The 12,768-nt window shown below is 69.3% G+C and carries 13 protein-coding genes and 1 tRNA gene; 8 read left to right on the top strand and 6 right to left on the bottom strand.

What is annotated here, in order from left to right:
• Positions 1–120: 120 nt before the first annotated feature.
• The 3 genes from ACWCV9_RS19720 to ACWCV9_RS19710 all read right to left on the bottom strand — a co-directional run bounded on the left by ACWCV9_RS19720 (position 121) and on the right by ACWCV9_RS19710 (position 1,188).
• Positions 121–651 (bottom strand): hypothetical protein, encoded by a 531-nt coding sequence (locus ACWCV9_RS19720; RefSeq protein WP_450788213.1) that lies wholly within the window; start codon positions 649–651, stop codon positions 121–123.
• On the bottom strand, positions 648–896 hold the full coding sequence (locus tag ACWCV9_RS19715; RefSeq protein WP_067057524.1) for a helix-turn-helix transcriptional regulator: 249 nt from the start codon (positions 894–896) through the stop codon (positions 648–650). Before ACWCV9_RS19715 ends, ACWCV9_RS19720 begins: the two co-directional genes overlap by 4 nt.
• A gap of 221 nt (positions 897–1,117) precedes the next feature.
• Positions 1,118–1,188: transfer RNA gene (locus tag ACWCV9_RS19710), tRNA-Gly, on the bottom strand.
• 550 nt (positions 1,189–1,738) lie between these two features.
• On the opposite strand from ACWCV9_RS19710, the gene dcd reads away from it, so the two are divergent.
• Complete coding sequence (gene dcd / locus ACWCV9_RS19705; protein WP_362111351.1) at positions 1,739–2,314, top strand: dCTP deaminase; 576 nt, start codon at positions 1,739–1,741, stop codon at positions 2,312–2,314.
• A 13-nt stretch (positions 2,315–2,327) separates the two neighbouring features.
• Positions 2,328–2,825, top strand: a complete 498-nt coding sequence (locus tag ACWCV9_RS19700) for a phosphoribosyltransferase (protein ID WP_385841738.1) — start codon at positions 2,328–2,330, stop codon at positions 2,823–2,825.
• Positions 2,826–2,890: 65 nt separating this feature from the next.
• On the opposite strand, the gene ACWCV9_RS19695 is transcribed toward ACWCV9_RS19700, so the two are convergent.
• The gene (locus ACWCV9_RS19695; protein ID WP_450788210.1) at positions 2,891–3,946 is read right to left on the bottom strand and encodes a YIP1 family protein; all 1,056 of its coding nucleotides are present in this window, start codon (positions 3,944–3,946) and stop codon (positions 2,891–2,893) included.
• A gap of 198 nt (positions 3,947–4,144) precedes the next feature.
• Between ACWCV9_RS19695 and ACWCV9_RS19690 the strand changes: the two genes are divergently transcribed.
• Positions 4,145–4,471, top strand: a complete 327-nt coding sequence (locus ACWCV9_RS19690) for an antibiotic biosynthesis monooxygenase family protein (protein WP_450788208.1) — start codon at positions 4,145–4,147, stop codon at positions 4,469–4,471.
• Between the two features lie 133 nt (positions 4,472–4,604).
• Here the strand turns inward: ACWCV9_RS19690 and ACWCV9_RS19685 are convergent, their stop codons facing one another.
• The gene (locus ACWCV9_RS19685) at positions 4,605–6,887 is read right to left on the bottom strand and encodes a (Fe-S)-binding protein (protein WP_450788206.1); all 2,283 of its coding nucleotides are present in this window, start codon (positions 6,885–6,887) and stop codon (positions 4,605–4,607) included.
• A 205-nt stretch (positions 6,888–7,092) separates the two neighbouring features.
• Here ACWCV9_RS19685 and ACWCV9_RS19680 point away from each other — a divergent pair, with 205 nt between their 5' ends.
• The 5 genes from ACWCV9_RS19680 to ACWCV9_RS19660 all read left to right on the top strand — a co-directional run bounded on the left by ACWCV9_RS19680 (position 7,093) and on the right by ACWCV9_RS19660 (position 12,389).
• Complete coding sequence (locus ACWCV9_RS19680; RefSeq protein ID WP_450788204.1) at positions 7,093–8,136, top strand: MraY family glycosyltransferase; 1,044 nt, start codon at positions 7,093–7,095, stop codon at positions 8,134–8,136.
• A gap of 94 nt (positions 8,137–8,230) precedes the next feature.
• The gene (gene dnaK, locus ACWCV9_RS19675; RefSeq protein WP_385841743.1) at positions 8,231–10,063 is read left to right on the top strand and encodes a molecular chaperone DnaK; all 1,833 of its coding nucleotides are present in this window, start codon (positions 8,231–8,233) and stop codon (positions 10,061–10,063) included.
• The gene (gene grpE / locus ACWCV9_RS19670; RefSeq protein WP_385841744.1) at positions 10,060–10,725 is read left to right on the top strand and encodes a nucleotide exchange factor GrpE; all 666 of its coding nucleotides are present in this window, start codon (positions 10,060–10,062) and stop codon (positions 10,723–10,725) included. The genes dnaK and grpE overlap by 4 nt, the downstream gene beginning before the upstream one ends.
• 39 nt (positions 10,726–10,764) lie before the next feature.
• Positions 10,765–11,934 (top strand): molecular chaperone DnaJ, encoded by a 1,170-nt coding sequence (gene dnaJ, locus ACWCV9_RS19665; protein ID WP_450788201.1) that lies wholly within the window; start codon positions 10,765–10,767, stop codon positions 11,932–11,934.
• A gap of 5 nt (positions 11,935–11,939) precedes the next feature.
• A complete protein-coding gene (locus tag ACWCV9_RS19660) occupies positions 11,940–12,389 on the top strand; it encodes a heat shock protein transcriptional repressor HspR (protein WP_385841746.1) in 450 nt (149 codons plus the stop codon).
• Positions 12,390–12,487: 98 nt separating this feature from the next.
• On the opposite strand, the gene ACWCV9_RS19655 is transcribed toward ACWCV9_RS19660, so the two are convergent.
• Entirely contained in the window at positions 12,488–12,748 is a 261-nt protein-coding gene (locus tag ACWCV9_RS19655) for a hypothetical protein (RefSeq protein WP_450788199.1), read from the bottom strand.
• Between the last annotated feature and the right edge of the window lie 20 nt (positions 12,749–12,768).

Genomic DNA, 12,768 nt, shown 5'->3' with positions numbered 1-12,768 from the left:
TGCTGTACAGCAACCGTGGCTGTGGCCGCGGGCTCCGGCCGGCCTCTGAGCGTTCGGGTCGGCCGGGCCGCCGGCGCCTTCTTCGCGGTGGCGATGTGTCGGCCGGGCGTAGCGAACTGGTCAGGCCGTGGGGGCGTCGTCCTCGGCCGGTTCGTCTTGAGTCGTCAGGCCGGCCACCCACAAGGGCATCAGCCAGTGCACCGCGAGGACAGCGATGAGTGCTGGCGCGGCGTACGTCGTCGGGGCATGACCGATGGTCGCGCCCGTGATCAACAGGCCGACGGCGGTTGCGGCGAGGAGCAGGGTCATCATGCGGTGGGCGCGGGCCTGCACCCGAGCGCGTTCGGCCAATTGCCGTTCGTCCAGTGCTCGTCCGCGCAGTTCGAGCAGGCCACGGGTTGCCGCGTTGATCGCCCCGGTCGCGACCATCCACGGCAGTAGCAGCACCAGCATGACGATGACGGCCCAGATCGGTTTGCTCTCCGTGAGCAAGCTGTAGGCCATGAGAGCGCCGATGGCTGCGGTCAGCACCAGGTGCGCGGCGACGACCGAGCGGCGCCGGGCGGCCGTGGCGTACAGGGGCCGGCCTCGGCGATCGTTCATCAGCCGCAGCATGCTGCGGTCGTAGCGCGTGAGCGGCGTCGTGGTCATGACGTTTTCCTCCCGTAGATCTCATCCGTGAGCGGCCGGAACGGTTCGAGTGAGAACAGTGCCTCCACCGGCAGCTCGAAGAACCTCGCGATCTTCAGTGCCAGGTCGAGGCTCGGGTTGTACTGCCCCCGCTCGATGTAGCCGATGGTCTGGTAGTGCGCCCCCACCGCTTCGGCCAGGCTCTGCCGCGACACCTTCCGCTCGGCGCGAACCACGGCCAGTCTGTTGTGCACCTGCTCGCTCATGTATAAGAACTACTACAACTTGAGAGGGGGTTGCAACACTCGCATGCCTGATTCGGCTTTTACGAACCCCACCGGCCCAAGGCAGGCGGCGGCGCCGCTGGCGGGGGGGGCACTCTGTGGTGCACCTTGTGGTGCGGGACTGGCACGCCTGTGGCATGAGCCCACCTATCGCGCCGCACAACAAACAAGGCCCAGGTCTCTGACCTGGGCCTTCATCACAGAGCGGGTGACGAGAATCGAACTCGCGCTCTCAGCTTGGGAAGCTGATGTTCTACCATTAAACTACACCCGCGTAAGTACGGAACCGGGCCCCGGAGGGGTCGGTGTCCGACGCTCGCTCACTGTACCTCATCGCAGGCCCCCGGTGCTCAACCCCCGGGGGCCTGAGTGTGTTTCAGCGGGGGGATCCGGCTGCGGGGGACCGGAGTTGGGGCGTACGGTGGGGGGCTGGTGGTGGGTCCGCGTGGGGTCGGAGTGCCGCCTGGAGAGTCCTCTCTTTGATCCCGTAATGTGGCTTTTGTCGTCGGGTCGGAACGCCCGACGAGGCTCTTGGGGAAGGGACTTAAGGGACTTGATGGAACGCACCGTCGTCCGCTGTGCGGATGGGCACGTCTTCAGCACCGCTTCGTTCCCGATGCAGCAGGCCGAGCGGCTCGGCCCCGGCCGGCTCATGAGGTGTCCCCGGTGCGCCCGGCTCCGCAGTGCGGTGCCGGTCGTCCTGGTGAAGAGGTAGCTGAAGAGGTAGCCGGAGAGACAGCTGCGGCTGCACGGAAGGTCACGTGCCGGGCGCGCGGAGTCGTCACGATTGTCACGGCTCCGCGCGCCTTGCGTATCCTCGCTACGTGCTTCTCTCAGACAAGGACATCCGGGCCGAGATCGACGCCGGGCGGGTACGGATCGATCCCTACGACGAATCCATGGTGCAGCCGTCGAGCATCGACGTACGGCTGGACCGCTACTTCCGGGTGTTCGAGAACCACCGGTACCCGCACATCGACCCCTCGGTCGAGCAGCCCGACCTCACGCGGCTGGTGGAGCCGGAGGGCGACGAGCCGTTCATCCTGCATCCCGGGGAGTTCGTGCTCGCGTCGACGTACGAGGTCATCAGCCTGCCGGACGATCTCGCATCACGGCTGGAGGGCAAGAGCTCGCTCGGGCGGCTCGGGCTGGTCACCCACTCCACCGCCGGGTTCATCGACCCCGGCTTCAGCGGCCATGTCACCCTGGAGCTGTCCAACCTCGCCACCCTGCCGATCAAGCTGTGGCCCGGTATGAAGATCGGGCAGCTGTGCATGTTCCGGCTCAGCTCGCCGGCCGAGTTCCCGTACGGCAGCGAGCGGTACGGCTCCCGGTACCAGGGCCAGCGCGGACCGACCGCCTCGCGGTCCTACGTCAATTTCCATCGGACCCAGGTGTGAGGGCCACAGCGACATGAGTGAAGTGCGCGAGAATCTGACGTACGAGGGGTTCGGCGCCGCCGTCCGCGAGCTGGCGCAGACCATCGCCGACGACGGGTACGAGCCGGACATCGTGCTCAGCATCGCCCGGGGTGGCGTGTTCGTCGCGGGCGGGCTCGCCTACGCCCTGGACTGCAAGAACATCCACCTGGTGAACGTCGAGTTCTACACAGGCGTGGGGACGACCCTGGAGATGCCGGTCATGCTGGCTCCGGTCCCCAACGTCATCGACTTCTCCGACAAGAAGGTGCTGATCACCGACGACGTCGCCGACACCGGCAAGACGCTGAAGCTGGTGCGCGACTTCTGCCTCGACACCGTCGCCGAGGTGCGCTCCGCGGTGATCTATGAGAAGTCCCACTCCCTGGTGAAGTGCGAGTACGTCTGGAAGCGCACCGACGAGTGGATCAACTTCCCGTGGAGCGTCGAGCCGCCCGTGGTGAAGCGGGCCGGGCAGGTTCTCGACGCCTGAGTGTTCCGGACGTGTGTGAGGGCCCCCGGTGGTGTCGCCGGGGGCCCTCACACATGCCACCTGGACTAGAAGGTGCCCAGCTTCACGATCGACAGCAGCGCGATCAGCTGGATCGCCGACGCGCCCAGCGCCTTCGGCCAGGGCAGGTCGTGGGAGCGGGAGACCATCATGGTCAGCAGGGCGCCCGCGCCGATCCAGGTGGCCCAGCCGAGCACCTGGACGAAGCCGGCGTCGCCGCCGAAGAACATGGCCACGATCAGGCGGGGCGCGTCCGTGAGGGACGCGATCAGCATGGAGAGGCCCACCGTGGGCTGCCAGGCGCCGTCACCGCCGAGCTGGCGGGCCAGCGTGTGGGTGACCACGCCCAGGATGAACATGCTCAGCACCATCACGACCGCCGTGATCAGCACGATCGGCACCGCGTTGGAAAGCGTCGCGTTGATCGCGTCCTTGCGGGCGTTGTCGAAGCCGAAGACGGCGAGCAGGCCGTAGAGGAAGGTGACGATGAGGGCCGGGGTCCACATCGTGTAGTCGCGCATCCGCAGGAAGGTCGGGTCGGGGGCGGTGACGATCCCCTTCAGCAGGTCCTTCCAGTGCAGCGGCGGGCCCAGCGGGGCCGCGGGCGCGGTGGCCGAGCCGGCCTGGTAGGTCGCGCCCTGCGTGTAGCCGGCGGCCTCGTCGATCGAGAAGGCCTGGGTGTGGCCCGGGTTGTCGGCCGCGTAGGGGTCCGGGCCCGGTGCGCCCGCCGCCCCGTTCGGGTAGCCCCCGTGGTCGGCGTCGCCGAAGTACTCCGGGCCGTCGCCGGCCTGGTACCCGTAACCGCCGTTGTGACTGCCGTGTCCACCGCGACCGCCGCCCTGGGCGCCGTAACCGTACGGCTGCTGGTGCGGCGGCTGGGGTGCCGACGGGTAGCCGTACGACGGCCCCGAGGGCTGCCCGTACGGTGGGCCCTGCCGTCCGTACGACGGTCCCTGCGGCGCCTGTTGTCCCTGGGGGGTGCGGTTGTCCCGGCCCCCGCCTCCGATCCTGAATCCAGCCACGTCATCGAACGTACCTGGTCCCGGGGGACGACGTGCCGGGCCCGGCGGTCCGGGGCGGGGTTTGCGGCCGACCTGTGACATCCCCTAAGGGGTCGGCGCCGGTCCCTTAAGGGCCGCAGGCCCGGCTCGCTGAGGGTGTGTCAGGCTGTGCACTGCGTACGGTTCCTCGCCGCCGAGTCCAGGTCGGCCTGGCCGATATCCGCCCTCGGAGCCATGCGGCGGCGTGGCGGGAGGGACCCCGAGCCTGTGCCGGGGCCGGATCTGGGCCAGGATGGGCCCATGAGCGTAGTGAAGATCAACGTGTTGACCGTGCCCGCCGAGCAGCGGGAGGTGCTGGAGAAGCGGTTCGCCTCGCGGGCCCACGCGGTGGAGAGCTCCGACGGGTTCGAGTGGTTCGAGCTGCTGCGCCCGGTCGAGGGCACCGACCAGTACCTCGTCTACACCCGCTGGCGCGACGAGGAGTCCTTCCAGGCCTGGATGGAGGGGCCGATGAAGACCGCGCACCAGGGCGGCGGCGAGGGCGCCGAGCGGCCGAAGCCGGCCGCCTCCGGGTCCACCCTGTGGTCCTTCGAGGTCGTCCAGCAGGCCGCGCCGAAGAGCGAGTGAGCGAGCAGCCGTAATCGGCGGCCGTAGCCCGCGGCCGTAGCCGGCTGCGGCAGACGCGACGGCGCCCCCTGCCTGTGCGGGTCAGGGGGCGCCGTACATCTGTCGGACCGGTGGTCACCTCACCGGCTCGGGGTTACTTCACCGGCTCCGGCTCCGGCTCGCTCTCCTGCTCCGCCTCGCCCGCCGGGTCGACCGGCGTCCTGACGGAGTCCAGCAGCAGCTGGGCGACGTCCACGACCTGGATGGACTCCTTCGCCGTACCGTCGTTCTTCTTGCCGTTGACCGAGTCGGTCAGCATGACCAGGCAGAACGGGCAGGCGGTGGAGACGATGTCCGGGTTGAGGGAGAGGGCCTCGTCGACGCGCTCGTTGTTGATGCGCTTGCCGATCCGCTCCTCCATCCACATCCGGGCGCCGCCGGCGCCGCAGCAGAAGCCGCGCTCCTTGTGGCGGTGCATCTCCTCGTTGCGCAGGCCCGGGACCTTGCCGATGATCTCGCGCGGGGGCGTGTAGATCTTGTTGTGGCGGCCCAGGTAGCAGGGGTCGTGGTAGGTGATGATGCCCTCGACCGGGGTGACCGGGATCAGCTTGCCCTCGTCCACCAGGTGCTGGAGCAGCTGGGTGTGGTGGATGACCTCGTAGTCGCCGCCGAGCTGCGGGTACTCGTTGCCGAGCGTGTTGAGGCAGTGCGGGCAGGTGGCGACGATCTTCTTCGCCGACTTCGGCTTCCTGGACTCCGCGGTGACCTTGCCCTCGTCGTCCAGCTCCTCGCCGAACGCCGTGTTCAGGGCCATCACGTTCTCCATGCCGAGCTCCTGGAACAGGGGCTCGTTGCCCAGGCGGCGGGCGGAGTCACCGGTGCACTTCTCGTCGCCACCCATGATCGCGAACTTGACGCCCGCGATGTGCAGCAGCTCGGCGAAGGCCTTCGTGGTCTTCTTGGCGCGGTCCTCCAGGGCGCCCGCGCAGCCGACCCAGTACAGGTACTCGACCTCGGACAGGTCCTCGATGTCCTTGCCGACCACCGGGACCTCGAAGTCGACCTCCTTGGTCCACTCCAGGCGCTGCTTCTTGGCCAGGCCCCAGGGGTTGCCCTTCTTCTCCAGGTTCTTGAGCATGGTGCCCGCCTCGGAGGGGAAGGCACTCTCGATCATGACCTGGTAGCGGCGCATGTCGACGATGTGGTCGACGTGCTCGATGTCCACCGGGCACTGCTCGACACAGGCGCCGCAGGTGGTGCAGGACCACAGCACGTCCGGGTCGATGACGCCGTTCTCCTCGGCGGTGCCGATCAGCGGGCGCTCGGCCTCGGCCAGGGCGGCCGCGGGGACGTCCTTCAGGGCCTCCTCGGACGCCTTCTCCTCGCCCTCCACCGTCTTGCCGCCGCCGGCCAGCAGGTACGGCGCCTTGGCGTGCGCGTGGTCCCGCAGGGACATGATCAGCAGCTTCGGGGAGAGCGGCTTGCCGGTGTTCCACGCCGGGCACTGCGACTGGCAGCGGCCGCACTCGGTGCAGGTGGAGAAGTCCAGCAGGCCCTTCCAGGAGAAGTGCTCGATCTGGGAGACGCCGAAGACGTCGTCCTCGCCCGGGTCCTCGAAGTTGATCGGCTTGCCGCCCGAGGTCATCGGCAGCAGCTCGCCCAGCGAGGTGGAACCGTCGGCGTTCCGCTTGAACCAGATGTTCGGGAAGGCCAGGAAGCGGTGCCAGGCGACACCCATGTCGGTCTTCAGGGCGACCGTGATCATCCAGATGAAGGAGGTCGCGATCTTCAGGCCGGCGAAGAAGTAGGTGAGGTTCTGGAGCGTGCCGACGCTCAGGCCCTTCAGCGCCGCGACGACCGGGTACGAGATGAAGAACGAGGCCTCGTAGCCGTCCACGTGGTGCTGGGCGCCCTCCAGGGCGTGCAGCATGAAGATGCAGATGCCGACGATGAGGATGACGGCCTCGACGAAGTACGCCTGGCCGAAGTTCGAGCCGGCGAAGCGGGACTTGCGCCCCGGGGTGCGCGGGTGGCTCAGCTGGCGGATCACGATCAGGACGAGGATGCCGACGACCGTCATCGTGCCGATGAACTCGACGAAGATGTTGTACGGCGCCCAGTCGCCGATGACCGGCAGGATCCAGTCCGCCTTGAACAGCTGTCCGATCGCGTTGACGATCGTCAGCAGCAGGGTGAAGAAGCCCACCGCCACGAACCAGTGCGCCACACCGACGACGCCCCAGCGGTTCATCCGGGTGTGGCCGAGGAACTCCTTGGCCACCGTGACGGTGCGCTGTGCGGGATCGTCGGTCCTGGTCCCGGCCGGGACCGGCTGGCCGAGCCGCATGAAGTTGAAGATCTGTAGGAGGGCGCGGCCGAACAGTGCCACGCCGACCACGATCAGGACCAGCGACACGATGATCGCGGCGAGTTGCATTGGGGCTCCTGAAGCGGCCTGAACTTTCGGGGAACTATCGGTGCTGTCGGGCGGACATTACTAAGCGGTAACTTAGGTAGTCCGTCTGAGACTACCCCCATCTTCCTTCGGGATGCAGTAGAGCGCGGAGTGATCTGGGTCGCCGCGCTCCAATCGGATCGTGTTATTCATACCGATTTGCTACATTCGCCCCTACCTTAGAGCCGTGCTCTACGGGATCGCCGCTGCCACCGCCGCCCTACTCCTCGCCGCCGTACTGGCGGCGCTGTTCCGGGTGCCCGCGCTGCGGGCGGGCATCGTGGACCGGCGCCGGCAGAGGCCCCTGCCCCTGCTCGGCGGGCTCGCCGTCGTGGCCGTCACCTGTCTGGTGGCCTGGGTGGGCGAGTGGACCCGGGTCGCCCCGCTCGGCGAGGGCGTCGTGCAGCTGCTCGTCGCCGCCGCCTCGCTCGCCGCGCTGGGCCTGGTGGCCGACGTCTGGCGCCTGCGCGCGCGCGTGCTGGCCGTCGGTACGGCGGTGGCGGCCGTCTGGGTGGTGCCGTACGACGAGACCGGGGTACCCGGCGGGATCCTCGCGGTCGGCTGGATCGTCCTCGCCTCGCTCGCCTTCAAGGGGCTCGATCATGCGGACGGGCTGGCCGGGACGGTCGGCGTGGTGACCGCCTTCGGGGCCGGCGCCCTGGCCGCGGCCGAGGTGATGGACGGGCTCGCGGTGCTGCTCAGCGTGTTCGCGGCCGCGCTCACCGGCTTCCTGATGCACAACTGGCATCCCGCGCGGATCGGGCTCGGCGCGTGCGGCTCGCTGTTCACCGGGTTCCTGCTGTCGTCGTCCGTGGTCTTCACGCGCGCGGGGTACGGCCTCGGGCCGAGCGCGGCGGTGGTGTTCTGCCTCGGCGCGGTCGCGCTCGCGGACGCGGTCCTGGTGGTGCTGGTACGGCGGCTGTCCCGGCGCGCGCTGCTGCGGCGCGGCCCGGACCATCTCGCGCACCGGCTGCGGCGGCTCGGGCTGACCCCGCCGGGGGCGGTGGTGCTGCTGGGGGCCGGCGCCTTCGCGGCGGTGACCGTGGGGGTGCTCGTGCACACCGGGTGGGCGGGGCAGGAGGCCGCGCTCTGGGTGGCCGGCGGGGCGCTGCTCACCGTTCTGGTGCTCGCTCGCATCCGTGTCCGTATCCCCGCCCAGGCACCTCGGCAGGTTCCGTCTTCGCAGGTCAGGGGGCAGGTACGGAGCCAGTTGCGTGTAAGGAACGGATAAGAGTTGAGTCCGGCTGACTCAGGTCTGTTGACCCCGGCGCATCCCTCGGGCACACTTGAGCCTGTTCCACTCAAGTCAGCTGGAGGAATCAACCATGGCACGTGCGGTCGGCATCGACCTGGGCACGACTAACTCCGTCGTCAGCGTTCTGGAAGGCGGCGAGCCCACCGTCATCACCAACGCCGAGGGCGCCAGGACCACGCCGTCCGTCGTCGCCTTCGCCAAGAACGGCGAGGTGCTCGTCGGTGAGGTGGCCAAGCGCCAGGCCGTCACCAACGTGGACCGGACCATCCGTTCCGTGAAGCGCCACATGGGCACCGACTGGAAGATCGCGCTGGACGGGAAGGACTTCAACCCGCAGCAGATCTCCGCGTTCATCCTTCAGAAGCTGAAGCGGGACGCCGAGGCCTACCTGGGCGAGAAGGTGACCGACGCGGTCATCACCGTCCCGGCCTACTTCAACGACTCCGAGCGCCAGGCGACCAAGGAGGCCGGCGAGATCGCCGGTCTGAACGTCCTGCGCATCGTCAACGAGCCGACCGCGGCCGCGCTCGCCTACGGCCTCGACAAGGACGACCAGACGATCCTCGTCTTCGACCTCGGCGGCGGCACCTTCGACGTGTCCCTGCTGGAGATCGGCGACGGCGTCGTCGAGGTGAAGGCCACCAACGGTGACAACCACCTCGGTGGTGACGACTGGGACCAGCGTGTCGTCGACTACCTGGTCAAGCAGTTCCAGTCCGGCCACGGCGTGGACCTGTCCAAGGACAAGATGGCCCTCCAGCGCCTCCGCGAGGCCGCCGAGAAGGCCAAGATCGAGCTGTCCTCCTCCACCGAGACCTCGATCAACCTGCCCTACATCACCGCGTCCGCCGAGGGCCCGCTGCACCTGGACGAGAAGCTCACCCGCGCCCAGTTCCAGCAGCTGACCGCGGACCTGCTGGAGCGCTGCAAGACGCCGTTCCACAACGTCATCAAGGACGCCGGCATCTCCATCAACGAGATCGACCACGTCGTCCTCGTCGGTGGCTCCACCCGTATGCCCGCCGTCGCCGAGCTCGTCAAGGAGCTGACCGGCGGCAAGGAGGCCAACAAGGGTGTGAACCCGGACGAGGTCGTCGCCATCGGCGCCTCGCTCCAGGCCGGTGTCCTCAAGGGCGAGGTGAAGGACGTCCTTCTCCTCGACGTCACCCCGCTGTCCCTCGGTATCGAGACCAAGGGCGGCATCATGACCAAGCTGATCGAGCGCAACACCACGATCCCGACCAAGCGCTCCGAGATCTTCACCACGGCCGAGGACAACCAGCCGTCCGTGCAGATCCAGGTCTACCAGGGCGAGCGCGAGATCGCGGCGTACAACAAGAAGCTCGGCATGTTCGAGCTGACCGGTCTGCCGCCGGCGCCGCGCGGCGTCCCGCAGATCGAGGTCTCCTTCGACATCGACGCCAACGGCATCATGCACGTGACCGCCAAGGACCTGGGCACGGGCAAGGAGCAGAAGATGACCGTCACCGGCGGCTCCTCGCTGCCGAAGGACGAGGTCGACCGCATGCGTGAGGAGGCCGAGCGCTACGCGGAGGAGGACCACAAGCGCCGCGAGGCCGCCGAGGCCCGCAACCAGGGCGAGCAGCTGGTCTACCAGACCGAGAAGTTCCTCAAGGACAACGAGGACAAGGTCCCCGGTGAGGTCAAGACCGAGGTGGAGTCCGCCGTCGCCGAGCTGAAGGAGAAGCTCAAGGGCGAGGACACCGCCGAGATCCGCACCGCCACCGAGAAGGTCGCGGCCGTCTCGCAGAAGCTCGGCCAGGCCATGTACGCCGACGCCCAGGCCGCGCAGGCCGCCGCCGGCGCCGAGGCCCCCAAGGCCGACGACGACGTGGTGGACGCCGAGATCGTGGACGACGAGCGCAAGGACGGTGCCGCGTGACGGAGGAGACCCCGGGCTTCGAGGAGGAGTCCGACGTCCCCTCCGGCGCCACCCCCGACGACGCCGAGTCGAAGGCCGCCCCCGAGGAGGGGGCGGCCCCGGCCGGGGACGTAAGTGCAGACGCGGGCCTGGTGGCCCAGCTGGACCAGGTGCGCACGGCGCTCAACGAGCGCACGCTGGACCTCCAGCGCCTCCAGGCCGAGTACCAGAACTACCGCCGGCGCGTCGACCGGGACCGGGTCGCGGTGCGGGAGATCGCCATCGCGAACCTCCTGACCGAGCTGCTGCCGGTCCTGGACGACATCGGCCGCGCCCGGGAGCACGGCGAGCTGGTCGGCGGCTTCAAGTCGGTGGCCGAGTCGCTGGAGACCGTCGCGGCCAAGATGGGCCTCCAGCAGTTCGGCAAGGAGGGCGAGCCCTTCGACCCGACGATCCACGAGGCCCTGATGCACTCGTACGCGCCGGACGTCACCGAGACGACCTGCGTGGCGATCCTTCAGCCCGGGTATCGGATCGGCGAGCGCACCATCCGCCCCGCGCGGGTGGCCGTCGCCGAGCCGCAGCCCGGCGCACAGACGGTCAAGGCCGAGGGCGCCGAGGAGAAGGCCACCGAGGCGGACAAGGCCGACGACAAGGAGAGCGGTGGCCCGGACGAGGGCTGACCTGACAACCGGCGCAGTCGGAAAGGAGGGACGCCGGGGATGAGCACCAAGGACTTCATCGAGAAGGACTACTACAAGGTCCTCGGCGTCCCCAAGGACGCGACCGAGGCCGAGATCAAGAAGGCGTACCGGAAGCTCGCCCGCGAGTTCCACCCGGACGCCAACAAGGGCAACGCCAAGGCCGAGGAGCGCTTCAAGGAGATCTCCGAGGCGAACGACATCCTCGGCGACCCCAAGAAGCGCAAGGAGTACGACGAGGCACGCGCCCTGTTCGGCAACGGCGGCTTCCGCCCCGGGCCGGGCGCCGGCGGCTCCTTCAACTTCGACCTGGGCGACCTCTTCGGAGGCGCGGGCGGCGCCCAGGCCGGCGGCTTCGGCGGCGGACTCGGTGACGTCTTCGGGGGCCTGTTCAACCGCGGCGGCACCGGTGCCACCCGTACCCAGCCGCGCCGCGGCCAGGACGTCGACACCGAGGTGACGCTGAGCTTCACGGAGGCCATCGAGGGCGCCACGGTGCCGCTGCGGATGTCCTCCCAGGCCCCCTGCAAGGCCTGCTCCGGCACCGGCGACAAGAACGGCACACCGCGCGTGTGCCCGACCTGCGTCGGCACCGGACAGGTCGCCCGGGGCTCCGGCGGCGGCTTCTCGCTGACCGACCCCTGCCCCGACTGCAAGGGCCGCGGCCTGATCGCCGAGCACCCCTGCATGGAGTGCAAGGGCAGCGGCCGCGCGAAGTCCTCGCGCACCATGCAGGTCCGCATCCCGGCCGGGGTGACCGACGGCCAGCGCATCCGCCTGCGTGGCAAGGGCGCGCCCGGCGAGCGCGGCGGCCCGGCGGGCGACCTGTACGTGACCGTCCACGTCGGCAGCCACCCGGTCTTCGGCCGCAAGGACGACAACCTGACGGTCACCGTGCCGGTGACGTTCGCGGAGGCCGCCCTGGGCGGCGAGATCCGGGTGCCCACCCTGGGCGGCCCGGCCGTCACCCTGAAGCTGCCGCCCGGCACGCCCAACGGCCGCACCATGCGCGCCCGCGGCAAGGGCGCGGTCCGCAAGGACGGCACCCACGGCGACCTCCTGGTCACCGTCGAGGTGAGTGTTCCGAAGGACCTGTCGGGGAAGGCTCGTGACGCGCTCGAGGCGTATCGCGAGGCGACCGCGGGCGAGGACCCGCGGGCGGAGCTGTTCGAGGCTGCGAAGGGAGCTTGAGAGAGATGGACGGCCGTCGACGTAACCCGTATGAACTGACCGAGGAGACCCCGGTCTACGTCATCTCGGTGGCGGCCCAGCTCTCCGGACTCCACCCGCAGACGCTGCGCCAGTACGACCGCCTGGGCCTGGTCTCCCCCGACCGCACCGCCGGCCGGGGCCGCCGCTACTCGGCCCGCGACATCGAGCTGCTCCGCCAGGTGCAGCAGCTGTCGCAGGACGAGGGCATCAACCTGGCCGGCATCAAGCGGATCATCGAACTGGAGAACCAGGTCGCCGCCCTCCAGTCCCGCGTCGCGGAACTGGAAGCGGCCCTGGACGGCGCGGCGGCCACCATGCGCCAGCGCGAGGCCGCCGTCCACGCCTCCTACCGCCGCGACCTGGTCCCGTACCAGGAGGTCCAGCAGACCAGCGCGCTGGTCGTGTGGCGACCGAAGCGGCAGCAGACGGACTGATTTGAGTGGAACAGGACGAGGGGCCGACGGGAGCAATCCCGCCGGCCCCTTCGTCGTTCCCGGGGGCGAATCAGGCGCTCCGAGCGACCCGAACTGACTCAGTCCAGCTGCTCCGTCACCCCGTTCGGGTGCACCAGCAGCCGGATGGCGCCCCCGTACCGGTTGTCGTTGATCGTCGCCGGGGTGGGGGCGCCGAGCTGCTGGGCCCGCTGCTGGAGGATCGACAGGATGACCTCCTGGATGTCGCCGTAGGGCGGGGCGGTGACCGGGACGCCGTCGATCAGGCCGGCGTTGGGGGAGAAGACGTGCACCTGGGCGTCGGTGCCCGGGGTGGGCGGAAGGGGCGTCGGTTCGGTCATCGGATCCTCGCAGAGTGCCG

This window comes from Streptomyces sp. NPDC001606 (assembly GCF_053596835.1).
Note: the sequence above shows the minus strand (reverse complement) of the source record. Positions and strands in the feature narration are given on the sequence as shown.